Origin of the sequence: Flavimaricola marinus, from assembly GCF_900184895.1 — a bacterium.
GTDB lineage: Bacteria > Pseudomonadota > Alphaproteobacteria > Rhodobacterales > Rhodobacteraceae > Flavimaricola > Flavimaricola marinus.
In genome coordinates, this window is sequence record NZ_FXZK01000004.1 from 236,284 (window position 1) to 259,425 (window position 23,142).

At 65.7% G+C, this 23,142-nt stretch carries 22 protein-coding genes; 8 read left to right on the forward strand and 14 right to left on the reverse strand.

Going from position 1 to position 23,142, the window contains the following annotated elements:
• Window positions 1–24: 24 nt before the first annotated feature.
• The 7 genes from lpxK to LOM8899_RS12255 all read right to left on the reverse strand — a co-directional run bounded on the left by lpxK (window position 25) and on the right by LOM8899_RS12255 (window position 7,946).
• Window positions 25–1,050, reverse strand: coding sequence for a tetraacyldisaccharide 4'-kinase (gene lpxK, locus LOM8899_RS12225; RefSeq protein ID WP_093992505.1), 1,026 nt, complete (start codon window positions 1,048–1,050; stop codon window positions 25–27).
• A complete protein-coding gene (locus tag LOM8899_RS12230; RefSeq protein WP_093992506.1) occupies window positions 1,051–2,268 on the reverse strand; it encodes a 3-deoxy-D-manno-octulosonic acid transferase in 1,218 nt (405 codons plus the stop codon). It lies immediately after the preceding gene.
• A gap of 26 nt (window positions 2,269–2,294) precedes the next feature.
• Window positions 2,295–2,540, reverse strand: a complete 246-nt coding sequence (locus LOM8899_RS12235; protein ID WP_093992507.1) for a DUF4170 domain-containing protein — start codon at window positions 2,538–2,540, stop codon at window positions 2,295–2,297.
• 128 nt (window positions 2,541–2,668) lie between these two features.
• A complete protein-coding gene (locus LOM8899_RS12240) occupies window positions 2,669–3,445 on the reverse strand; it encodes an inositol monophosphatase family protein (protein WP_093992508.1) in 777 nt (258 codons plus the stop codon).
• The gene (locus LOM8899_RS12245) at window positions 3,432–4,778 is read right to left on the reverse strand and encodes a TldD/PmbA family protein (RefSeq protein ID WP_093992509.1); all 1,347 of its coding nucleotides are present in this window, start codon (window positions 4,776–4,778) and stop codon (window positions 3,432–3,434) included. The genes LOM8899_RS12240 and LOM8899_RS12245 overlap by 14 nt, the downstream gene beginning before the upstream one ends.
• A 73-nt stretch (window positions 4,779–4,851) precedes the next feature.
• Entirely contained in the window at window positions 4,852–6,372 is a 1,521-nt protein-coding gene (locus LOM8899_RS12250; RefSeq protein WP_093992510.1) for a DUF2125 domain-containing protein, read from the reverse strand.
• A gap of 74 nt (window positions 6,373–6,446) precedes the next feature.
• Complete coding sequence (locus LOM8899_RS12255; RefSeq protein ID WP_168770535.1) at window positions 6,447–7,946, reverse strand: DUF2125 domain-containing protein; 1,500 nt, start codon at window positions 7,944–7,946, stop codon at window positions 6,447–6,449.
• A 127-nt stretch (window positions 7,947–8,073) separates the two neighbouring features.
• Here LOM8899_RS12255 and LOM8899_RS12260 point away from each other — a divergent pair, with 127 nt between their 5' ends.
• Entirely contained in the window at window positions 8,074–8,823 is a 750-nt protein-coding gene (locus LOM8899_RS12260) for an SDR family oxidoreductase (RefSeq protein WP_093992512.1), read from the forward strand.
• A 17-nt stretch (window positions 8,824–8,840) separates the two neighbouring features.
• Here LOM8899_RS12260 and LOM8899_RS12265 read toward each other — a convergent pair whose 3' ends face one another.
• Entirely contained in the window at window positions 8,841–9,230 is a 390-nt protein-coding gene (locus LOM8899_RS12265; protein WP_093992513.1) for a SpoIIAA family protein, read from the reverse strand.
• Window positions 9,231–9,293: 63 nt separating this feature from the next.
• Window positions 9,294–9,587 carry an HNH endonuclease family protein gene (locus tag LOM8899_RS12270; RefSeq protein ID WP_093992674.1) on the reverse strand — a complete coding sequence of 98 codons (294 nt, stop codon included), beginning with the start codon at window positions 9,585–9,587 and terminating at the stop codon, window positions 9,294–9,296.
• Between the two features lie 86 nt (window positions 9,588–9,673).
• Here LOM8899_RS12270 and LOM8899_RS12275 point away from each other — a divergent pair, with 86 nt between their 5' ends.
• Together LOM8899_RS12275 and LOM8899_RS12280 are read left to right on the forward strand one after the other, a co-directional pair.
• Window positions 9,674–10,996 (forward strand): mechanosensitive ion channel family protein, encoded by a 1,323-nt coding sequence (locus tag LOM8899_RS12275; RefSeq protein WP_093992514.1) that lies wholly within the window; start codon window positions 9,674–9,676, stop codon window positions 10,994–10,996.
• Window positions 10,993–12,147, forward strand: a complete 1,155-nt coding sequence (locus LOM8899_RS12280) for a TIGR03862 family flavoprotein (protein ID WP_093992515.1) — start codon at window positions 10,993–10,995, stop codon at window positions 12,145–12,147. Before LOM8899_RS12275 ends, LOM8899_RS12280 begins: the two co-directional genes overlap by 4 nt.
• Here LOM8899_RS12280 and LOM8899_RS12285 read toward each other — a convergent pair.
• Window positions 12,144–12,737: a glutathione S-transferase family protein gene (locus tag LOM8899_RS12285; RefSeq protein WP_093992516.1), complete on the reverse strand. Its 594-nt coding sequence runs from the start codon at window positions 12,735–12,737 to the stop codon at window positions 12,144–12,146. The genes LOM8899_RS12280 and LOM8899_RS12285 overlap by 4 nt on opposite strands.
• Before the next feature lie 151 nt (window positions 12,738–12,888).
• Between LOM8899_RS12285 and LOM8899_RS12290 the strand changes: the two genes are divergently transcribed.
• From LOM8899_RS12290 to LOM8899_RS12305, 4 genes are all read left to right on the forward strand, one after another.
• Window positions 12,889–15,009, forward strand: coding sequence for a YjbH domain-containing protein (locus LOM8899_RS12290; RefSeq protein WP_093992517.1), 2,121 nt, complete (start codon window positions 12,889–12,891; stop codon window positions 15,007–15,009).
• Complete coding sequence (locus LOM8899_RS12295) at window positions 15,006–15,650, forward strand: YjbF family lipoprotein (protein ID WP_093992518.1); 645 nt, start codon at window positions 15,006–15,008, stop codon at window positions 15,648–15,650. Before LOM8899_RS12290 ends, LOM8899_RS12295 begins: the two co-directional genes overlap by 4 nt.
• A 101-nt stretch (window positions 15,651–15,751) precedes the next feature.
• The gene (locus LOM8899_RS12300) at window positions 15,752–15,964 is read left to right on the forward strand and encodes a hypothetical protein (protein WP_093992519.1); all 213 of its coding nucleotides are present in this window, start codon (window positions 15,752–15,754) and stop codon (window positions 15,962–15,964) included.
• Window positions 15,965–16,295: 331 nt separating this feature from the next.
• Window positions 16,296–16,496, forward strand: coding sequence for a hypothetical protein (locus LOM8899_RS12305; protein WP_093992520.1), 201 nt, complete (start codon window positions 16,296–16,298; stop codon window positions 16,494–16,496).
• A gap of 106 nt (window positions 16,497–16,602) precedes the next feature.
• On the opposite strand, the gene holA is transcribed toward LOM8899_RS12305, so the two are convergent.
• The 4 genes from holA to LOM8899_RS12325 all read right to left on the reverse strand — a co-directional run bounded on the left by holA (window position 16,603) and on the right by LOM8899_RS12325 (window position 22,202).
• Window positions 16,603–17,634 carry a DNA polymerase III subunit delta gene (gene holA / locus LOM8899_RS12310; RefSeq protein WP_093992521.1) on the reverse strand — a complete coding sequence of 344 codons (1,032 nt, stop codon included), beginning with the start codon at window positions 17,632–17,634 and terminating at the stop codon, window positions 16,603–16,605.
• On the reverse strand, window positions 17,631–18,131 hold the full coding sequence (gene lptE / locus LOM8899_RS12315) for an LPS assembly lipoprotein LptE (protein WP_093992522.1): 501 nt from the start codon (window positions 18,129–18,131) through the stop codon (window positions 17,631–17,633). The genes holA and lptE overlap by 4 nt, the downstream gene beginning before the upstream one ends.
• Window positions 18,118–20,730 carry a leucine--tRNA ligase gene (leuS, locus tag LOM8899_RS12320; RefSeq protein WP_093992523.1) on the reverse strand — a complete coding sequence of 871 codons (2,613 nt, stop codon included), beginning with the start codon at window positions 20,728–20,730 and terminating at the stop codon, window positions 18,118–18,120. The genes lptE and leuS overlap by 14 nt, the downstream gene beginning before the upstream one ends.
• Before the next feature lie 419 nt (window positions 20,731–21,149).
• The gene (locus LOM8899_RS12325; RefSeq protein ID WP_093992524.1) at window positions 21,150–22,202 is read right to left on the reverse strand and encodes a porin; all 1,053 of its coding nucleotides are present in this window, start codon (window positions 22,200–22,202) and stop codon (window positions 21,150–21,152) included.
• Between the two features lie 236 nt (window positions 22,203–22,438).
• Between LOM8899_RS12325 and LOM8899_RS12330 the strand changes: the two genes are divergently transcribed.
• A complete protein-coding gene (locus tag LOM8899_RS12330) occupies window positions 22,439–23,092 on the forward strand; it encodes a YggS family pyridoxal phosphate-dependent enzyme (protein WP_093992675.1) in 654 nt (217 codons plus the stop codon).
• Window positions 23,093–23,142: the final 50 nt, after the last annotated feature.

The window sequence follows — 23,142 nt, forward strand, 5'->3', positions numbered from 1 at the left end:
GCCCTTTGGCTGGTCGGGGCTTTTTCATTTGGTGCCCGCCGTCGGGGCACGCGGCCGGAGGTTCAGCCCGTCCAGCGCCGCGTCGATGGCCGTCCAATCCGCCAGTTCGAGCCGCACCGGCATCGTCAGCACCTTGGCCCGGAAGTCGTCGGGCAGCCGCACGGCGTCTTTCTCGGTGGTCACAAGCTGGGCGTTGAGGCTTCGCGCCTCGGTTTCGAGTCGTTGCATCAGTGCGGGCGTCAGCGGCTGGTGGTCTTCGAGCGCCTCGCCGCGCACCACGTTGGCCCCTTCGGCCCGCAGCGTGGCGAAGAATTTTTCGGGATGCCCGATCCCGGCGAAGGCGAGCACCGGCAGGTTTTGCCAAGGCAGCCCCATCGCCAGCGGCTTGAGCGCCCCTGTCACATGCGGCAGCGGCTGGATCGCTGTGCTCCAGAGATCGGCAAAGCTGCGCTGGGCGGCCCCCGGCCCGATCGAGAGCACGATATCGGCCCGCTTGAGGCCCGCGCCGACAGGCTCGCGCAGCGGCCCGGCGGGCAGCACCCTGCCGTTTCCGAACCCACGCGCGGCGTCGACGACCACGATGCTTAGGTCTTTCGCAACGCTGGGGTTTTGATGCCCGTCGTCGAGCAGGATGACCTCCGCCCCGGCGGCTTCGGCGGCCCTGACCCCGGCGGCCCGGTCCTTGGCGACCCATGTGCTGGTGAAGGCGGCGAGCAGCAGCGGTTCGTCGCCCACGTCGTCGGCCCGGTGCGTTCGTTCGATCACCTGCACCGGCCCGCTAAGCCGTCCGCCATAGCCGCGAGTGACGATGTGCACCCTCAGCCCCCAGCCGATGAGCCGGTTGGCCAGAGCGATGGCGGTCGGCGTCTTGCCGGTGCCGCCGACGTTGACGTTGCCGATGCAGATCACCGGGACGCTCGCCTTGTAGCCGCCCGCCTGCGCCACCCGCCGCGCGGTGGCGGCCCCGTAGAGCGCCCCGAGGGGCGCAAGCATCCGCGCCCGCACCCCCGGCGCATCGGGCGGCCGGAACCAGAAGCCGGGGGCCTGCACCTACCGCTCCTCCGCCCGGTCGAGCGCCGACCGGATCAGCGCGACCACCTGATTGCTGGTCTCTGCCCCGGCGGAGGTGACCTCCCACGCGGCGTGGGCCATGGCCGCGGTCTTGTCCGGGGCGAGCAGCGTTTCGACCGCGTTGCCCAGATCATCGGGATGGCTGATATTCCGGCTGCCGCCCGCCGCGGTGAGCCTGTCGAAATGCGCTTCGTGGTTGGCGGTCCGGATGCCGTGCAGCAGCCCGGAGCCAAGCGCTGCCGCCTCGAACGGATCGCTACAGGGCGCACCGGTGAAGGTGCCGCCGAGGTAGCTGAGTGCGGCGAGCCGATACCACAGCCCCGGCTCTGCCGTGTCGGTCAGCAGCACCTCTGTCCCGGCGTCGGGATCGGCCCCGGCGATCCGGTTGGCGCAGCTCAGCCCCTCGGCCGCGATCAGCGGTTCGGCGGCGTCGGGGTCGGGCGTGGACAGGATCAGCAGCAGCCGGTGCGACCGTCGGCTGGCGATCTGGTGGGCGCGGATCACGGCCGGAAGCTCGGCCGTGGGCACGTTTGCGGCATGCCATGCCGGCCGTGGCCCGAGCAGCGCCACAAGCTCGCGGTGGTCGCGTTCGATATAGGGCAGGACGGCGCTGCCCGGCTCGAACGGGCCGGCGACGGTGATCCGCCCTTCGCTCATCCCCGCCCGCCGCAGCCGCGCCCCGGAGGCCGCGTCGGTGACCAGCGCCGCATCGAAGCTGTCGAGCGCCGATCGCGCCAGCCCCGGCAGCCAGAGCCGCCCTTCGAGCAGCGGCGCGTCTTCGTCCAGCGCCGCCAAAATCCGCACCATCGCCATCTTGCGCGCCTCGCCCAGCAGCACCGACCGCAGCGGCCCGCCGAGCCAGAGCAGCACGTCGGGCTTCCAATGATCGAGGAACCCCCGCACCGCCCGCGCGTGATCGACCGGGGCGTGCAGCACGCTCAGCCCGTCGATCACCGGCAGTTCCCCCGCAAGATCGGGCGGCAGGGTGAGCACCATGTTCAGCCGGTCGCCCTCGGCCCGGAGCCTGTCGACCAGGTCCGACAGCGCCCCCAGCCGGTCAGGCTCGGCGCAATGCGCCCAGAGCAGCGGCCCCTTGGGTCGGCTGGTGTCGCGGCCGTCGCTCTGCGCGGCTCTGTCCGCATCCGTCGCCCCACGCCGCAGCGCGAGGAAGGACGACAGGGTGCGGGGCTGTGCCATGGTATTCCAGTCCGGCGCTGCCGCGCTCAGTTCCCGAGTTCTTCGGTGGGCGAGGCCTCGCGCTCTTCGTCGCGCAGCCGGTGGATATGCGCGATGAAGTAGCGCATGTGCGCGTTGTCGACGGTCCTCTGCGCGGCCCCTTTCCACGCGGCCAGAGCGGATTCGTAGTTGGGAAACATCCCGACGATGTCGATCTCGTCCGGATCGCGGAACACGCTGGATTGTGGGTCGACGAGTTCGCCGCCGAAAACGAGGTGCAGACGTTGGGCCATGGGGATTTCTCCGGTTGTTCGGGCGCTGTGCGCCCCTGGATGCGGAATTGCAGGCAACCTACGGAATTGCCCGGTCCGGTCAAGGCTTGGCCGGGATGCGAGGGTCGCTGGCGGACAGTCTCGCCCGCCTAGATTAACGCATGTGCAATTTGCCGGTGCAAATCGGTCGGCGCGGCCACGACACCGTTGGTTTGCGGCATCACGTTGTTGAACTGCAGCGGCTGGCCGGTCCTGTCGGTCACGGTGCCTCCGGCTTCGGAGAGGATCAGCGCCCCGCCGGCGATGTCCCATTCCCATGTCGGCCGCAGCGTGACCATGCCGTCGAAGGCGCCTTCGGCGACGAGGCACATCCGCCAAGCCAGCGAGGACCGGAACTTTCGCTGGAAGGGCGGCACCTGCCCGGTGGCCCAATGCTGCGATTCCATCGTGGGCTTGGCCGTGAGCACCTTGGCGCTGCCCATGTCGGACACGCTGCTGACCTGAATTCGCCGGCCATTGAGCGTGGCGCCGCCGCCGATCTCGGCCGCATAGAGCGCCTTGTGGCAGGGCAGGAACACCACCGCGGCCACCACGACGCCATCGCGGGCGATGGCTAGCGAATGCGCCCAGTCCTTTGTCCCCGCGATGAACGACCGCGTGCCGTCGATCGGATCGACGATGAAGGTGTGCCGGTGCGTCAGCCTTGCGTCGCTGTCGGGCGTTTCCTCGGACAGCCAGCCGTAGTCCGGCCGCGCCGTGGTCAGCCGCGCCTTGAGCAGCGCGTCGACGGCCAGATCGGCATCGGTGACAGGCCCGGCCCCGCCCGGCTTGTCGGTGACATGCGGCGTCTTCATCGCGTGCCGGAGCGCCAGTTTCCCTGCTTCTCTGGCGGCGTCCTGCAGGAGCGCCAGATCATTCCCCTGCAAGGGTCAATCCATCGATCAAGAGTGACGGCACGACCCGGCTGAGGTGCGCGCGGGCATCGTTGGCGGGCACGATCCGCAGCAGCATGTCGCGCAGGTTTCCGGCGACGGTGCATTCCGCGACAGGGTAGGCCAGTTCGCCGTTCTCGACCCAGAACCCGGATGCCCCGCGCGAGTAATCCCCGGTGTTGGGGTTGATCGTGGAGCCGATCATCGAGGTGACGAGCAGCCCGGTCCCCATCTGGGCGACGAGATCGGCCCGGCTGGCGCTGCCTTGGGTCAGCGCCACGTTGCTGATCTGCGGAGAGGGCGGCCCCCCTGTTCCGCGGGCGGCGTTCGCGGTGGATTGGAGCCCCAGTTTCCGGGCGGTGGCCAGATCCAGCGTCCAGCCGGTCAGCCGCCCGTCCTCGACGATGGCCCGCCGCTGCGTCGGCAGCCCTTCGCCGTCGAACAGCTTGGAGCCGCCGGTCCGCACCCGGTGCGGGTCTTCGATCAGGTCGATCCCGTCGGGCAGCACCTGTTCGCCGAGCGCATCCCGCAACCACGAGGACCCCCGTGCGATCATCATCCCGTTGGACGCCTGCAGCAGGCTGCCGATCAGCGCCGAGGAGATCCGTTCGTCGAACAGTACCGGATAGGTTCCGGTCTTGGGCTTGCGCGGCCCGTGTCGCGCGACCGCCCGTTCCCCGGCAATCCGCCCGATCTCTTCGGCACTGCGCAGGTCGGCCTGAAAGATCCGGCTGTCGTGATCGTAGTCCCGCTCCATCCCGGTGCCGGCGCCCGCGATGGCGACGCAGGAGATCCCCCGGTCGCTCCGCGCGTAGCCGCCGGAGAAACCGTTGCTGGTGGCCAGATGGATCTGTCGCCGTCCGTAGCCTGCCGAGGCGCTGTCGATTTGCGTCACCCCGTCGACCGCCCGCGCAGCGGCTTCGGCGGTGCGCGCGTCCTGTTCCAGATCGCTGGGCCAGGGTTCGTCGGTGTCGTCGTAGAGCTCGAGCCGGGTGCTGTCGGTGTCGGTGGCCAGTTGCGCCGGATCGGCCAGACCGGCGTGCGGATCGGCGGGTGCCATCCGCGCCATCGCCACAGCCCGTTCGGCCATCCGGCTGATCGTGGCGTCGGAGGCGTCGGAGACCGAGACATTGGCCTGTTGCTGCCCGACGAACACCCGCAGCCCGATGTCGATCCCTTCGGACCGCTCGGCCTGTTCCAACGCGCCCGCCCGCACGTCGATGGAGATCGAGGTGCCTTGGACGACCACGCAATCGGCGGTTTCGGCGCCTGCCTTTTGGGCGGCGCTCAGGATACGGTCGGCAAGATCAGGGAGGCTGTGCGGCATGGTCTGTCCTTTGACACGTCGTTAGAGCCGAGGTAGCCCCTCGGCCCCGATTGGGCAAGGTCTGTGCCGTCGATCAGCGCAGCTGCTGGCCGTTGGCGATGATCTTGCCGTCCTGCGTCAGCTCGATCCGCGAGACCTGCGTATCGGGCCCGTCGCCGGGCACCGTGACCATGCCCAGCCCCATTCGCAGCCCGAAGAGCGCGTCGGTGGGGATCAGCCCGAGATCGGCCAGCGCCTCGATCATCCCGTTCAGCCCGGAGGCCTCCAGCGCCGCCTCGCCCGTGGGCCGCGGCATCCCCGGATAGGTGACCGTATCGCCCGCGTCGAAGGTGAACGCCCCTTGGCCGCTGATCCGCGCTCCCAGCCCCGCGACGGTGAGGTCCGACAGGCTGACCGAAGTGACATCGATAGGCAGTTCGTTGTCGAAATTCAGCCCTTCGAGCGACAGGATGTCCAGCCAGTCGACCTTGTTGATCGCGCTTCCCTCGATCACGATGGAAAAGTCGCCGGGACTTCGGTCGAGCGCCTTGTCCGGATCGAACAGGTTCCAGATCGACGGCCCGAGCCGCAGATCATTGAGCGACAGCTGGAAGCTGAAATCCTGCGCACCGGTATCGGCCAGAAGCGGCAGCTCGAAGCCGCCGGAGAACTCCGCCACGTCAAAGCCGATCTCGGGGCTCATCACCAGTGGCTGTTCGATATTGGCCAGCAGGTTGCTGCTCGCCCCAAAGACGCTGATCCCGTTCTGGTCGAAGCTGAACCGGGCCTCGCCCGGACCGGTCGAGATGGTTTGCCGGTCGACCAGATTGCCGGATGCAAAGGATTCCGTGAAGGTCTCGTTGCCCGTCGAGGTCGAACCGCCGGTGATATACATCCCGTCCCGCAGCGCCGTGCCCAGATTGAGGAGACTGGCCCCGCCGGGGATCAACCCCATGTTGATCGTGGAGGTGCTCGGCCCGTAGCGCCCTTCGGACCGGGTCGAGAAGTCGTCGCCGCTCTGCATCGAGAAGTCCGTCGTCATGGCCCCGATGCTGCTTTCGCTGAACACCACCGTCAGGCTGTCTTCGAGCACCCGGGTCAGGGTTTCGCTGCTGTCGATGGCGAGCGTCATGTTCACCTCGATGTCCGGAGCGCCGGAGACCTGCGCCTCGCCCATGGTCATCACGACCGCTTCGGTCCGCGTGCTGTAGCTGATCGCCCCGGGATCGCCCGAGGCAAGCGTGGTGATCGCGTCCGGCCCGATCTCCATCACGATACTGCCGTCGCCCTCGCCGGGGATCCGCCCCGACAGGCGCGCGGAAAACCCGGCCGGGTAGACGATGCTGACGCTGCCGTCGCTGTTTTCCTCCAGCGTATAGTCGGACAGGGTGACGCTGAGCTCACCGATCCCCATGGGCAGCGCCCAGTCGATCGATTCCGCCGTGACCGTCACCACCGCCCCGTCGCGCGACGTGCTGGCCGACCGGGTCGCGCCGTAAGCCGCGTAGAGCGCATCGGAGTTCGCCATGACGTCTTCGGCCGTGATTTGCGCGGCGGCCGGGATCGCCCAGCAGAGCGCGGTGCTGGCGCTGAGAAGTGACAACAGACGGGTCATGGGAGGCTCCTTTGCAATCAAAAACGCCGCGCGGGGATGTCCTCGCGCGGCGCTGTTCGTCCTGTAGCCGCGGCTTATTGCAGCCGCTGTCCGTTGGCGATGACGTGACCCTGATCGTTCACCTCGATCTTGGAGGTCAGCATGTCGTCACCGACCGGCGTGGCGAACACGCCCATCATCATCCGCGCACCCATGACCTGCTCTTCGGGGAGCAGACCCATCTGGGTCAGCTTGTCGATCAGACCGTTGGCCCCGTTGACCGCGACATTCAGCTCACCCTCGGGCCGGGGGACGCCGGGGAAGGTGGTCAGGTCGTTGTTGTCAAAGGTAAAGCTGCCGTCGCCGAGCACTTCGGCACCGGCGATCTGCACGGTCAGCTCATCGAGCGTCAGGCTGTTCAGCGCACCGGGCATGTCGGCCCGCGCGATCTCCATCGCCTGCGCCGGATCGAGCAGGTCGTAGAACAGGCTGCCGGAGCCGGAGAGCGCGATGATCAGCGAGGCCGGATCACGCGGCAGCACTCCGCCGGGATCGGCCATGCTCCAGATCATGTCGTTGACCGCCAGATCGACCAGCTTGAACGAGGCGGAGAAGTCCTTGGGCGCGTTCGACTGGCTGAGCGGCAGGGCAATGTTCACCCCGTATTCGCCGAGCGACAGGTCCACCGGGAACGGCACTTCGCTGCCCGAGAAGGACACGGCCAGTTCGGTCAGCGCGTTGGAATAGCTGATCCCGTCGTAGTTCATGCTCAGCTCCAGCGCACCCGACGCCAGGCTCGCGGTGCCGTTCGCCATGTCGGAGCCCTCTTCGAAGGCGAAGAGATAGGCCGATTGGCCGAAGCTGTAGCCTGCATCGAGGTAGAACCCGTCGATGAACATCGACTCGGGCGCGTCGAAATCCATATCCGCCGGCATCCCCATTTCGCCTTCGACGGCCAGATCCGCGATCTGTCCGGAGAAGTTGACGAGCAGGTCTTCGGCTTCGTCGTTCACATCGACAAGGATGTCGACGCCGCCGACGTCCATGTCGTAGCTGATGACGTTCAGGTCGCCGTAGCTCGTGGTGTAGCTGCCGGTCACGTTGTTCATGTTGAGCAGGATCTCGGCGGGCACGACTTCGTCCCGGTCGCGGATCTCGTCGACCGAGACGCCGATCCGGTTGGCGGTGAAATCATAGGTCATGGCGCTGCTGTCGCCCGACACGACCATCTCGATCCCGGTCTGCGTGACGTTGATCGTCGCGCTTTCGCCCGGTGCCCCGGTGATCGTGACGGGATAGCTTTCCGACATCACCACGGACACCGTGCCGTCGCCCCGTTCGGTGAATACGATCGACGGGATGGTCGACGTGATCGAGGTGCCGTCTTCGGACATTTCCATGGTCAGATCGGTGATCGTCAGGCTGGAGCCGACCATCGTTTCCGATCCGATGGTGATCCCCTCTTGCCCGTAGACGGACATGCCTTCTTTCCAGTTGTCCCAGACCTCTTGTGCCGTCACGTCGGCGCTTGCCGCACCGGCTGTCAGCAAGGCCGCGATGCAGGTCGCGGTTCCGTTCGTTGCGAATGCTTTCATCTCTAATTCCTTCCCGTTTGAATGCGTCGCCAGCTTCCATTGCCCCGCCGGTTCGGTCAAGGTCAGGAAATCTTGACCCGAACCTAAGCGCGGTTCCGGGCTGATAAAAGACGAGAAAGGCAAAAACATGGATATGACGGGCAAAGTTGTGGTGATCACGGGCGCAAGCCGTGGCATCGGAGAAGCGGCTGCGCGCGCCTTTGCGGATGCCGGGGCCAAGGTGGCCCTCGTCGCCCGCAGCGGCGACCGGATCGCCCAGATCGCCGGCGAGATCGGGCCGGGCGCCATTGCCATCCCTTGCGACGTGAGCCGCTATTGGGAGATGGAAGCCGCGATCAACGCCACGGTGGCCGAATTCGGCCGCCTCGACGTTCTGATCGCCAATGCCGGCGCGATCGAGCCGATTTCCCATATGGCCGAGGCCGATCCCGAGGCTTGGGGCAAGATCATCGACATCAACCTCAAGGGCGTGTTCCACGGGATGCGTGCCGCCTTGCCGGTGATGCTGGAGCAGGGCGAAGGGGCCATCCTGTCGATCTCCTCCGGTGCGGCCCACGGCCCGGTGGAGGGGTGGTCGCATTATTGCTCCTCCAAGGCCGGCGCCCATATGCTCAACCAGATGCTCCACAAGGAATATGCCGAGGCCGGTATCCGCGCCATCGGCCTGTCCCCCGGCACCGTCGCCACCGAAATGCAGCGCGAGATCAAGGCCAGCGGCATCAACCCGGTCAGCCAGCTGCAATGGGAGGATCACATTCCCCCCGAATGGGTCGCCAAGTGCCTGATGTGGATGGCCACGCCCGATGCAGACGAGTGGCTGGGCAAGGAGATATCCCTGCGCCAGCCCGAGATCCGCGACCGCTTGGGCCTGACCTGAGCCTCGGGGCCGGCCCCCTAGACCGGTCCGTCGTGCTGATGCGCCTCCGGATCGGCCGCCCAGCGCCGGGCGGCGTCGATCTGTGCGAGCGTGAAGCTGCGCATCTGGATCGGGCTGACCGCGCTCGCCGCCTGAATGAACGGGCTGAACCACGCGATGTCGGACACCACGGCCACGTGGCTGATGTGCATGATGTTGCGCATGTCGAAGAACATCCCCGGCAGGATCACCGTCGGATCGAACCCGGTGAACCCCTTGACCACCTCGACCAGTTTGATCTTGCCGTGGGTGTCGATGAACTTCTGCATCGGTTCGACGATCTTGTCGTAATCCTCGCGGCTGATGTGTCCGTCGACGGTGAATTCGACGGTCTTGGTTTCCGGGTCTTCGACATAGGTGACGGGCATGGCGGCTCCTCCTCTGGATGAGAGGAACCTAACAGGTGGGGCGGTCCAAGGGTTTGATCTGGGTCAACCCTTGCGCCGTTTTCCCGGCACCCGGCTGAGGAAGTCCGGCGGCCGTTTCGCTACCCAAGCCGCGAATTTCGCCAGCCGGGGGTGGCTCCGCAGGGCTTCGGGGGTGTTGTAGAGCCGCGCCAGCTCGGCCTCGCTGAGCGTGGCGTGGATTTCCTTGTGGCAGATGTGGTGCAGCAGAACCGTCGGCCCGCCCTTGCCGCCCTTGAGCTTGGGGATCAGGTGGTGAAGGCTTTGCGGCACGTTCGCCGGGATCGGGCGCAGGCACAGCGGGCAGGTGGGATCGGGCATTGGCGGGCCGGTTTTGCGGGCGGGGGCTTGTCTGGACAGGCGGTTATGCGTCACAAGGTGGCGTCTCGGCGCTGAAAGGCAACTCCATGCTCACTGACAATCCACTGGTGGCCCAGGCTTGGGGCTATGTCGAACCGGGTTGGGACCTGGCCAAGAGCTGGCTCTTGTCTCCGGCCGCATGGTCGCAGTTTGGCATCCTGCTCGCCTCTTGGTTTCTGGCCGTGGTGGTTGCCCGCATCGTGGGCGCTCGTCTGACCGGGGTTTTGACCCCGACCGCCGGGTCGGAGACCATGCTCTCGAAGGCCCGTCGCTTTCTGCTGATCTTCGTGCCGCTGCTGCTGCCGCTCTTTGCCTATGCCTTTACCGCGCTGGGCGAGCAGATTACCCGGAGCCTGTTCGGATCGGGCGCGGTCATCGCCTTTGGCAAGCGCATCTTTCTGTTCATCGCCGCCCGCATTCTGGTGCGCGACATCATCACCATCCCGTTCCTGAACGCGCTGGGCCGCTTTGTCCTTGTCCCGGTGGCCGCGCTTTATGCCCTTGGCCTGCTGGACCCGGTGTCCCTGTGGCTGACCGAGACCGTCGTGGGCGTGGGCAACATCCGCTTTTCGCTGATGTCGATCGTGCGCGGCGTGATTGCGGGCAGCATTCTGTTCTGGCTCGGCAGTTGGTCGAACCAGCAGACCGCGACCTATATCGAAAAGCAGCAGATGCGTCCGGCGATCCGGCAGCTGATCATCAAGGCGATCGAGTTCACGATCTTTGCCGTCGCGTTCATTCTGTTGATGAGCATCATCGGCATCCCCCTCGGATCGCTGGCGGTCTTGGGCGGTGCCATCGGTGTCGGCCTTGGTTTCGGCCTGCAGAAGATCGCGTCGAACTTCATCTCTGGCGTGATCCTTCTCGTCGAGGGGCAGGCCACGGTCGGCGACTATGTCGAACTGGATGGCGGTGAGGCGGGTATCATCATCAAGATGATGGCCCGCGCCACCATCCTCGAGACCTATGACGGCAAGTGGATCGTCGTTCCGAACGAGGATTTCATCACCACCCGCGTGGTCAACTACAGCGATTCCGGCAGCGCCAAACGCTATGAGGCCGCGTTCTCGGTGAGCTATGACACCGACATCAACCGCATTCCCGACATCATCAACCCGGCCGTCGCCGCGCTTGATTTCGTGCTGACCGAGCCGGAGGGCCCGGATTGCGAGCTTGTCGGCTTTGGCGACAGCGGCATCGATTTCGCCGTCGAATATTGGGTGAACGGCATCGACGACGGCAAGAACAAATACAAGAGCCATGTGCTCTTTGCCGTGTGGAACGCCCTGAAGGATCACGGGATCGAGATCCCCTATCCGCACCGTGTCGTCGAGATCAAAGGGCAGATGCCCGCGCCCAAGCCGGCGTGACCACGGCTCGCATCATCGGTGCCGGCCCGGCGGGCCTGATGGCGGCCGAGGTCTTGGCCGGGGCGGGCGTCTCTGTGCGGATCGCCGACGCGATGCCCTCGCCGGCCCGCAAGTTCCTGATGGCCGGGAAATCCGGCCTCAACCTGACCAAAGCCGAGCCGCTGCCCGCGTTTCTGGCGGCCTTTGGCCCTATCCCTGCGGAGATGACCCGAGTCCTGACTGATTTCGGCCCGGAGGCGGTGATCGACTGGGCCGAGGGCCTTGGCCAGACCGTCTTTACCGGCTCGACCGGCCGGGTTTTTCCGACCGTGATGAAGGCCTCGCCGCTGCTTCGGGCTTGGCTGGCCCGCTTGCAGGCGCTGGGCGTCGATCTCGACCGTCGCTGGCGCTGGACCGGGTGGGACGCGGAGGCCTTGGCCTTTGACACGCCGGATGGCCCGGTTCGTGAGCGCCCCGACCTGACCGTGCTGGCCATGGGCGGCGCCAGTTGGGCGTGCCTCGGCTCTGACGGGGCGTGGGCCGAGGCCATGCCGGGGCAGGTGGCGCCGTTCCAGCCAGCGAACATGGGATTTCGCGTCGACTGGTCGCCGCATATGGACGCGGTGCTCGGCCAGCCGGTGAAGGGATGCGCGCTGATCGCGGGCGATTGCACCAGCCGGGGCGAGTTTGTCCTGTCGGCCCGCGGCATCGAGGGCGGCGGCGTCTATGCCGTCAGCCGCGCCGTCCGCGAGGGCGCGCCGCTGGTCGTGGACCTCTGCCCGGACCTGTCGACCGAGGCGGTGGCCGAGCGCCTGTCCCGGTCGCGCGGCAAGACCAGCGTGGCCAATCATCTGCGCAAGGTGCTGGGCCTGTCGGGGGCGCGGATGGCGCTGCTCAACGAGTTTGGCCGTCCGTTCGGCACCGATTTGCCGCACGTCATCAAAGCCCTTCCGATCCGCCATCTGGGCCCGCGCCCGATCGACGAGGCGATCTCGACGGCGGGCGGGCTGCGCTTTGACGCTCTGACGAATTGGCAATTGCGCGCGCGGCCGGGCATCTTTGCCTGCGGCGAGATGCTCGATTGGGAAGCGCCGACCGGCGGCTACCTGATCTCGGCCTGTCTTGCCACCGGCCGGGCGGCGGCGCTGGCCGCGCTGGCGACCCGCGCCTAGCTCTCTTTGGACCGGGCCGCCTGATAGGCCGGCCGCGCCCGCAGCCTCGAGAGGTAGTCTTGCAGCACCGGCTGATCGTGCGAGAATTTCGCCACGCTCGCCCAGCCGAGGCAATGTCCGAAGACGATATCGGCCACGGTGAAGGTCTCGCCCATCAGGAACGGCCCCTCGAAGCCCGCCGCGATCCGGGCGCAGCTTTGCGCGAATTCCCATTTCAGCGAGGGTTTCACCTCTGGCACCCGCATCTCCTCGGGCAGCACGAAGCTGTGCCGCGAGGCCGTCCAGAGCGTGCCGTCGAGCTCGTCGAGCGCCATCTGGGTGAACCCGTCCTGTTTCGCCCGTTCGAGGCTTCCGGCGGGAAAGGTGATCTGCCCGTGCTTGTCGGCCAGATAGGTGACGATCGCGGTGGAATCGGTGAGCGCCGTGCCGTCGGCCACCAGAACCGGCACCTTTCCGCTCGGGTTCAGGGCGACGACTTCGGGCGCGCGCGGCGCCGAGGCCGTCTGCTCGTAGCTCTGCCCCAGCTCTTCGAGCGCCCAGAGAACCCGGAATGCGCGGCTTCGGACGCCGCCGTATACGTGGTAGGTCATGTCTGCTCCTTCTGTCGCCCCGACCTTGCCCTGCGCGGCGGGAGCAACACAACTGGCATCGTTGCGTGCGACCTGCTTTGCACCGCCCTGTGGATGCGGTTAAGGTGGCCCGCAAAAGACAATACCGGTGGGGCATATGGGGGGCCATATCATGTCAGGCAAGGCGATCAGCGCCAAGGCGGCGGTCAGCGTCGCGGCACTATTGGCGGCGGCCCCTGCGTTGGCGCAGGACCGTGGCATCACCTCGACGATTTACGGCACGCCGGGTCTCTTGGAGATGCCTGTGGCGCTGAGCGCCCCGGAGGGCAATCTGTCCGCCACGGTGACCTTCCTGCCCGGCCAGACCATCGGCACCCTGACCTTTCAGGTGACCGACCGCCTGTCCACAAGCTACCGCATTGCCGCGACGCAGGATTTCAGCCTGCCCGGCAATCCCGTCGAGAGCACCTATGTCGATCGCAGCTTCGATCTGCGCTATCGCCTGCTCGACGAGGGCCAGTATCGCCCCTCTGTCTCTGTCGGGTTTCAGGACGTTTTCGGCACCGGCCAGTTCGGTGCGGAATATATCGTGGCCAGCAAGACCTTTGGCGACAGCCTGCGCGTGACCGCTGGTCTGGGCTGGGGCCGCTTTGGCACGCTGGACGGCATCTCCAACCCGCTCGGTGCGGATTACGAGACCCGACCGCAGGGCGACGATGTCGATCCGTGGGAACAGTATTTCCGTGGCGATATGGCTCTGTTCGGCGGTGTCGAGTATTCGCTGGCCGACAACTGGACGATCAAGGCCGAGTATTCCTCAGACACCTCGGAGCGCGAGACGGCGTTGGGCCTTGTCGAGCGCGATTCGCCGCTGAATTTCGGCCTTGCATGGACTCCGCTGCCGGGCGTGCAGGTGGGCGCCTCCTACCTTTACGGCAACACCTTTGGTCTGATGGCCACGGTGACGATGAACCCCAACGAGCGTCCGATGGGCGCGGGCATCGAATCCGCGCCCGTTCCAGTGGCGGTGCGCCCAGTCGCCGCCCGCACCGGCGCGTGGGATCGCACGGCGATGCCGGAGGCGACCGTCGCCCGCGCCTTGTCTCGCGCCCTGACCGCCGAGGGCATCGTGCTCACCGATCTGGAGCTGACCGACACCACCGCGCGGGTCCGCTATATCAACACCCGCTACCGCGCCGAGGCGCAGGCGATGGGCCGGGTGGCCCGCATCCTGACCCAAGGCCTGCCGCCTTCGATCGAACTGATCACGCTGGAGCCGACGTCGCAGGGCATACCGATGTCTGCGGTGACGCTGCGCCGCACCGACCTCGAGGCGTTGGAGACCGTGTCCGGCGGCACCGAGGCGTTGCTCGCCCGCGCCGTCTTTGCCGATGCTGGCCCGCGGTCTGGCCTGACCCCGGCCACCCCCGGTGCGGACCGGTTCGAGTGGGGGCTGGCCCCCTATGTCGGGCTGGTCGACGGCAATGGCGATCCCGATAGCGACGCCGGGCTGAGCCTGAACGGCGGGGCCGAACTGTCCGCCAGCTATGCGATCATGCCCAATCTGGTGCTCTCAGGCGCTGTGCGTCAGCAGTTGGTCAACACCGCGTCGGATGCCGTATTCGTGGCCGACGACGATGCAGAGCTGTATCCGGTGCGCCGCAATGCGCCCCTTTATGCCCAAGAGGGCACGACAACGATCCCGACCCTGACGCTGGCGCATTTCGGACGCCCCGCGCCGAACCTCTATAGCCGGTTGACCGCCGGTCTGCTTGAGCCGATGTACGGCGGTATCTCGACCGAGTTGCTCTACAAGCCGGTGAGCAGCAATTTCGGCGTCGGTGCCGAGCTGAACTACGTGGTGCAGCGCGACTTTGACGGCCAGTTCGCGTTTCGCGACTACGAAGTGCTGACCGGCCACGGATCGGTCTATTATCAGTTCGACACCGGGTTCTACGGTCAGATCGACGTGGGCCGCTATCTGGCCGGAGACTGGGGCGCGACCCTGACGCTGGACCGGACCTTCGAGAACGGCTGGCGGGTCGGGGCCTCTGCCACGCTGACCGAAACCACCTTTGACGATATGTCCGAAGGCATCGACTATGGTGTCCGCATCACTGTGCCCGTCGATTTCGTGCTGGGCCGACCGACCCAACGCGATCTGTCGACCAGCCTCGGCGCATCTACCCGCGACGACGGGCAGCGCCTTGTCGTTGACGGGCGGCTCTATGACGTGGTCCGCGATGGCCACCGTGACGCCCTCGAAGACGGCTGGGGACGGTTTTGGAGATGACCGGCATGATCAAGCAGACGGTCGCCGCGATGGCGCTGATGGCGATGACGGGCTGTTCCGCGATCAGCGGCGCGGCGGGCATGGTGGGCAACGTGGTCGGTGGCCCTGCGGCCCCGAGCATGGCCGACAGTCTGGGATTTGGCCCCGATGACGTGGTCGCCGACCCGGACGCCTTCATTCTGGTGCAGGTGTCGGGCCGCGACATCGCGGGGCTGGCCCGCGAGGTCAACGCCAACGGCGATGTCCGGACCTGGATCGGCGAGTCGGGCTATTCGATCACGCTCGATGACGGGCTGCTGGTCGCGACCCGCGGGCTGGGCGACGATCTGATCGCGGCGAACACCGCCGGCGTTCGCGCCGCCCTGCGCAACGGCGGCGGCACCACCGAGCGACAGCACGACTATATCGATGCCCTCGACCAGATTCGCACCGAAACCTACGACTGTGCCGTCGTCCGAGTCGGCCCCGAGGAGGTGGATCTGGGCGTTCGCAAGGAAACTTTGTTGCTTATGACAGAGACCTGCCAAAATCAGTGGATTCGCTTCGAGAACCGCTATTTTGTTGATAATACAGGGACAATCATCGCTGCTCGGCAATTTGTGTCGCAGACTGTTGCCTATTTGCGCAACAATAGCCTGTAAAACGCGCGTCGGACGCGACGTCGAATTGATCCTCGTTGAGTGGTGCCTGTGGATAGTTTAACACCGTGCTATATGTAGCCGCCAACAAAGGAGTTTTCCAAATGCGTGCCGCAAAGACCCTCGCTATCGCCGCTCTGACCGCAGCAACCCTGTCCGGTCAGGCCATCGCCGGTGGCTTCTCGACCGAGATGGTCGAGCCGCCGATCGTTCCCGTCTACGTCGAGCCCGAGCCCGCTGGCTCCTCTTGGGGCTGGGTTGTGCCTGTCGTGGCACTCGCCGCTCTGGCAGCTTTGGCACTGTCCGAAGAAGACTAAGACGATCTGAATACTCCTTGCGGGCCGCATTCTCCCTATGAGGGAATCACATGCGGCCCCAAGGCTCCAAATACTACCCTAAAGGGAAGAGCGCGGCCTGTTTGGCCCTCTGTCCCACCGCTGAATGCATGGTGTCGCCCTGGTTTGGCCCAGACTGAGCCGGTCTGACGGCCTCAGAAACACCTGAATCGCGCCATACTGTTGCATTTTTGCGAGAGCTTGCACCTCGTTTCGCAATCGAGGCGTCTCACTCTTGGACAACTGCCTTGAGTCGTTCATTCAATGCCGATATAGACGACATAACGCTTTGTTTATCAACTGGAGTAGAGACATGCGCCTCACCAAGACCCTGATTGCTGCTGCAATCGCCACCACTGTTGCTGGTTCCGCTATGGCTGGCGGTTTCGCGATGGAAATCGTTGAGCCCCCCGTCGTCATGATCGAAGAAGCTTCCGGCTCTTCCTGGGGCTGGGTTGTGCCCGTTGTTGCTCTCGCAGCACTGGCCGCTCTGGCACTGTCCGAAGAAGACTAAGTCTTTCGGAGATCGTCCGGTCTCAGCGACCGAGGCTATCAGATCAAGGCAGTCCTTCGGGGCTGTCTTTTTCGTTTGGCGCTAGGGGTTTGCCGCGGGCGTGCCGTCAGCGCGCCGCGTTCCGCCCCATCATCGCAAGCCGAATCAGGGCCCGCTCGACCAGCGCCTGAGCCGGGGCGTTGCTGGTGGACCGCAGTTGCAGGTCGGTGTCGATCAGCAGGCTGACTGCCGTTTCCAGCCTGTCCCGCCCCCAGAGCCGCGCCTGTCCGATCATCGCATCCCGCCGTGGCCCGAAGACCGGAGGCCGCAACCGGCCGATACCCGATCCCGGCCCACCCGGGTCGCTGGCCGCGGTATGCAGGGCCCGGAAATGCCGCAGAGTGCCGATGCAGAGCGCCACCGGCTGAGTCCCTTGTGCATAGAGCCTGCGCAGCACGTCCGCGATCTCGTCGGCCTTTCCGTTCGCCACAATGCCCAGAAGCGTATCGAGCTCTGCCTCGGCCGATTGCGGCGCGCAGGCGACGATGTCCTGTGCGCTTACCGATTCGGCGCTGCCGTGCATGTAGAGCCCGAGCTTTTCGATGGTTTGCCTGAAATCCCCCGGATCGAGGCTCCTCGACAGCGAGACGAGCGCCGAATCGGCCTCTTCGCTGACCGAGGTGAGCCCGGCCTGCGCCAGGAGTTGCTTGATCTCCTCGCTGCTCGGCGGTTCGTCATAGAGCCCGACGCAGAAGGCCGTCCGGTGCCCTTCGAACACCTTGCGCAGCGCCGATTTGGCGGTGAGCTGGCCGGCGGTGACGATGATCTGGGCATCGCCCTTTTGCCATTCGCTGAGCGCGGCCCCGATCACGGGGGCAAGCCCGTCGGTCGCTTCCTCGACGAAGGCGACCCGTGGTCCGGGAAAGAAGCTCTGCGCCCGCATCGCGTCGGACAACAGGGCCGAATCCTTGCGCAGCTCTGCCCCGTTCATCCGGGTGAGCCGCATTTCGGATTCGCCCTCCGGCCCGATCAGCGCCGCGATGACCTCTTGCCGCCGCAGCGCCACCCGCATCGTATCCGCACCGAAGATCAGAAGCCCGGTGGCGTCTGGATCGGGCTTGCGGAAATAGGCGGAGGCGTCGCGCGGCGAGAGCTTCATGGGGCCGGAGCCGAGGCGATGAGCCGGGTGACGATCAGGTCCGCGAGGATCACCGCCAACCGGTCGATCGCGTCTTCGCGCGCGGCCTCGGCGGCGATGGTGCTGCCGGTGGTCGAATAGGCGGTAAAGCTGTCGACGGTGCCGGAGCTGATCATCTCTCCGGTGGTCTGATCGCGCAGTTGATAACCTGCAGTCCCCGCAAGGCTGAACCGCGTCGTCGCCCCGTCAGAAGAGATCGCGGCGCCTTCCTGATCGATCTGGAGCGTGGTGCTCAGCCCGAACCGCGCGGTGCCGCCGGGCAGCCCCAGCCGGTCCTGCAGCCGCGTCCGCATCCGATAGCCGGCGACGGTATCCGGCCCGCTGACCGACACCTGATCGCGCAGGGTGCTGGCCGTGCCGTCGGTGCCGTAGGCGGGCACGAAGCCGCAGCCCGCCAGCGCCAGCAGGCCGCACAGAACGGCAGCCCGCCGGGTGAGGAGGGGCCTAGACGACCACATTCACGATCCGTCCCGGCACCACGATCAGCTTTTTCGGCGTGCCACCGTCGAGTGCCGCCACGACGGCCTTGTCGGCCAGCGCCAGCGCCTCGACCTCGGCCTTAGGCAGATCGGCGGCGACGGTGATCTCGGACCGCCGCTTGCCGTTGATCTGGATCGGCAGGGTCACCGTATCCTCGACCAGCATCGCGGGATCGGCCTTGGGCCAGGCGGCTGTGGCAATCAGCCCCTCGCCGCCGTGCTGCGCCCAGATCTCCTCGGCCAGATGCGGCGTCATCGGCGACATGAGCTGCGCCAGCGTCATCACCGCCTCGCGTTGCGCCGCATAGCCCGCCTTGGACTTTTGCAGCGCCCCGGTGAAGGCGTAGAGCTTGGCGATGGCGGCGTTGAAGCCGAAGGATTCGATCCCCATCGTCACGTCGTGGATCGTCTTGTGCATGGTCTTGAGCAGATCCTGGTCGCCGGTGCCCGCGGCGGACTGGTCCATCGTGGCGATCCGGTTGGACAGCGTCCAGACCCGCGAGATGTGCTTGAACGCGGCCTCGGCCCCCGATGCCGTCCATTCCACGTCCCGCTCCGGCGGGCTGTCCGACAGGACGAACCAGCGGGCGGTATCGGCCCCGAAGCTGGCGATGATGTTCACCGGGTCGACCACGTTCTTCTTGGATTTCGACATCTTGGCCGAGGGGATGATCTCGACCTCGGTGCCGTCGGCCAGCTTGCCGTCGGTGACATCCTCGGGCAGGTGGTAGACCGCGCGGCCCTTGTCGTCGGTCGTCTTGTAGATTTCGTGCGTCACCATCCCTTGGGTAAAGAGGGCGTCGAACGGCTCGATGGCGCTGGCGGGCAGGTGGCCCGTTTTGTGCATCGCCCGGGCAAAGAACCGCGAGTAGAGCAGGTGCAGGATCGCGTGTTCGATGCCGCCGATATATTGATCGACGTTCATCCAGTAGGCCGCGTCCTCGGCCACGGTGGGCGTGTCGGCATGGGGCGCGGTGAAGCGGGCGTAATACCACGACGAATCCACGAAAGTATCCATCGTGTCGGTTTCACGCTGTGCCGCCGCCCCGCACTTCGGGCAGGAGCAGTCGCGCCATGTGGGGTGCCGGTCGAGCGGGTTGCCGGGGATGTCGAAACTGACGTCGTAGGGCAATTCGACGGGCAGGTTTTCCTTTTTTTCGGGCACCACGCCGCAATCCGGGCAATGCACGACCGGGATCGGGCAGCCCCAGTACCGCTGGCGGCTGAGCCCCCAATCGCGCAGCCGGAACTGCGTGCGCCCTTTGCCCCAGCCCGCCTTTTCGGCGAAGTCGATGGTGGCGTCGATCGCCTCTTGCCCGGTGGCCACGTCGAGCCCGGCGAAGTGGTTGATCCATTTGACCGGCTCTGTCTTGGGCGGGACGAAGGCGGTGTCGGTGACGCCCTCCGGCACGGTCCGCAGATCGCCGGGCTGGATCGAGAATTTGGACGCATTCGGGTCTGCATCGGCCGGGTCACCGACCCGCTCGGACAGCGCCACGAAGGTGTCGATGACGGGCAGGCCGTATTTCCGGCAGAAATCCAGATCGCGCTGGTCATGCGCCGGGCAGCCGAAGATCGCCCCGGTGCCGTAGTCCATCAAGATGAAGTTGGCGATCCAGACCGGCAGTTTCCAATTCGGATCGAGCGGGTGATCGACGGTGAGCCCCGTATCGAAGCCCAGCTTTTCGCCCGCCTCGATCGCCTCGGCCGTGGTCCCGCCCTTGCGCATCTCGGCACAGGCGGCCGCGACTTTCGGATCGCTGCTTTCCAATTGCTTGGCCAGCGGGTGATCGGGCGAGATCCCGACGAAGGACGCCCCCATCAGCGTATCCGGCCGCGTGGTGTAGACCTCGATCTCGCCGGCCCCGTCGGACCGCTTGAACGCCATCTGAAGCCCGCGCGACTTGCCGATCCAGTTGGATTGCATCAGCCGCACCTTGGCCGGCCAATCGTCCAGCCCGTCCAGCCCGGCGAGCAGATCGTCGGCCATGTCGGAGATCTTGAAGAACCATTGCGTCAGCTCGCGCCGCTCCACCTCGGCCCCGGAGCGCCAGCCTTTGCCGTCGATCACCTGTTCGTTGGCCAGCACGGTCATATCGACCGGGTCCCAGTTCACGGTGGCGTTCTTGCGGGTGATCAGCCCGGCGTCGAGCATGTCCAGAAACAGCGCCTGCTGCTGGCCGTAATACTCCGGGTCGCAGGTGGCGAATTCGCGGGTCCAGTCGAGCGACCAGCCGAGCGGCTTCATCTGCGCCTTCATCTCGGCGATATTGCCGTAGGTCCAGTCCTTGGGGTGCCCGCCCGAGGCCATCGCCGCGTTTTCCGCCGGCATCCCGAAGGCGTCCCAGCCCATCGGATGCAGCACGTTGTGCCCGGTGGCCAGCTTGTACCGCGCGATGACGTCGCCCATCGAGTAGTTCCGCACGTGTCCCATGTGCAGCTTTCCCGACGGGTAGGGGAACATCTCGAGCACGTAATACTTGGGCTTGCCCTCTGTCCGGGTGGCGGTGAAGGTGCCTTCCTGTTTCCAGGTGTTTTGCCATTTGGCTTCGATTTGGGCGGGGTCGTAAGTGGACATTTGGGTTCTTTCGAAAAGGCGAGGGTCTGGCCCATCCGTGCGCGGTGCGGGCCGATGTGTCGGTAGGATCGGGCGGGCAGCGGCCTTAAGGCGCGCTGGCCGCCTTAGATAGGCGCATGTGCCCGCCACGCGCCCGCTGCCTCGGGCCGGGCTTTGCCAGTATCGTCCGGGTGGCAATGGCTGCGGATGTGGCCGTCAACGTCTGTTCCCCACGGGGTTGCTGTGTTGGCCAGATGTGTAGCGAAGGGGGCGGAGGGTCACAAGTCTTATGGCCCTTTTGGGCATGGGTTTGGCCCGCGCCGGGAGCCGTGCCGAATACCGCGCCGGATGCTGTGCCGAATACCGTGCCGAGTACCGAGCCCCCAAACGAAAAGAGCCGCCCCGAAGGGCGGCTCGATCCTAACTGACTTCAGGTTCGATTAGAACGAGAAGGACAGAGCTGCGGTCAGACCCTGGTTGTACTCAGGTCCACCGATTTCGTCGTTTGCAACTGCGCCTTCGTCATCTGCGAAGGAGAGCAGGAAGGAAGCGCCGCCGCCGAGATCGACTTCACCAGCCACGTAGTAGGCAGTGGTTTCGCCGGTCAGGTCAGCTGCAACACCGGCCAGAGCGGTGATGCCGTTGCCGACGTCGTAGGAAGCGTCGAGCGAGACATCTTCCTGACCTGCGTCGTTGTCGTAAGCGACAGCAACTGCGATCGGGCCGGAAGCGTAGTCAGCGGACACGCCGTAGGAGTCGTCAGCAATGTCGTTGGCTGTGAAGTAGCCACCGAGGGTGACGGGACCAACGGGGTAGGAAGCGCCGATGCCGTAGGAGCTCTCGGTGCCGTCGTCTTCGTAGGCCACTTTGATGTCAGCGCCGATAACGGAAGCAGTAGCTGCCACAGCGATGATCTCGGGGGTGCCAGCGAACTCTTCCTGGTATGCGGCGATGAAGCCGAACATGCCGAAGGAACCGGTTGCTGCCAGTTGCATGGCCGAGAACTCTTCCGGTGCGTCGCCGTCGGTGTCAACACCGAACGAAACGTAGGCGTTGATGCCGGAGTACATGACGTCGCCGCGCAGGATGGCGTCGAAGTTAGCGGTGTCGAAGTGCACGTCGCCGTCGTTGAAGCCAGCAACAGCCGAACCGGAAACACCGGACCAGATTGCGTCGCCGACCGGGTCAACGTCACCGAAGGACAGTGTTGCCATGTCGGAAGACAGGGTCAGCACGTAGGAAGTGTTCAGCTGGTCGGAACCGCGAGTGGTGTCGCCGTCGTCGTCAGCAAAGTTGATGTCGCCGGTTGCGGACACGGACAGGCCGTTGTCCAGTTCCTGCGTCATGGTGACGACAAGGTCGGCACCGTAGTAGAAGCCACCTTCGACTTCGTCGTTATAACCCAGAGTGGCGTCGCCACCGAATGTAACTTCGGCAGATGCTGCGCCGGCGAGGGCGAAGATCGAAGCCGAGGCGAGAAGGATGCGGTTCATGGAGATATCCTCGTGTTTTTTGCATTCCCAAGAATGCCAGTCCAACTAGCATTGATGATGTATTTGCGCCTAACCGCCTGCACACTCAAGTAGAACCGCCTTGGGCCGGACCCACGCCCAAGAAATGATGCAACAGGGACACACAACGGCCTTGAGCCTGCCAACTATGGTCGTTCCGCGCGGCCATGCTATAATTCAATCAACATGATATAGTGCTGCTAAAACAGGAGGCTGCCGTGTCGCTCGAGTCAATTCAGGCCAGTATGGCCGGTGCTGCGCGGGATGCGGGCCGGGACCCGTCCGATGTGACCCTGATCGCGGTTTCGAAGGTTCAACCGCTCGAAAGGGTGGTGGCGATTCTAGAATCGGGCCATCGGATTTTCGGGGAGAACAAGGTTCAGGAGGCCGCCGGGAAGTGGCCGGACCTGCGCGCGCGCTACGAGGGAATCGATCTGCATCTGATCGGGCCGTTGCAAACCAACAAGGCCCGCCAGGCCATGGACCTCGCCCAGTCGATCCATTCCCTCGATCGCCCCAAGCTCGCCCGGACGCTGGCCCGCCTCGCACAGGAGCGAGGCGATTGTCCGAGCCTGTTCGTTCAGGTCAACACCGGGCAGGAGCCGCAGAAGGCCGGCGTCTTGCCCGCCGAGGCCGATGAATTCATCGCGGAGTGTCGGGGCATGGACCTGCCCGTGGTGGGGCTGATGTGCATCCCGCCCGCCGAGGACAATCCGGCGCCGCACTTTCAGATGCTCGCCGAGATGGCCGCGCGAAACGGGTTGAGCGGGCTGTCGATGGGGATGAGCAGCGATTTCGAGACCGCGATTCGTCATGGTGCGACGCATGTGCGGGTGGGCTCTGCGATATTCGGGGAGCGGGTCGCGGGGTGATCTGCCGCGGTTTCCGCCTCCGGCGGCCGTATTTGGGGCCAAAAGAAGCC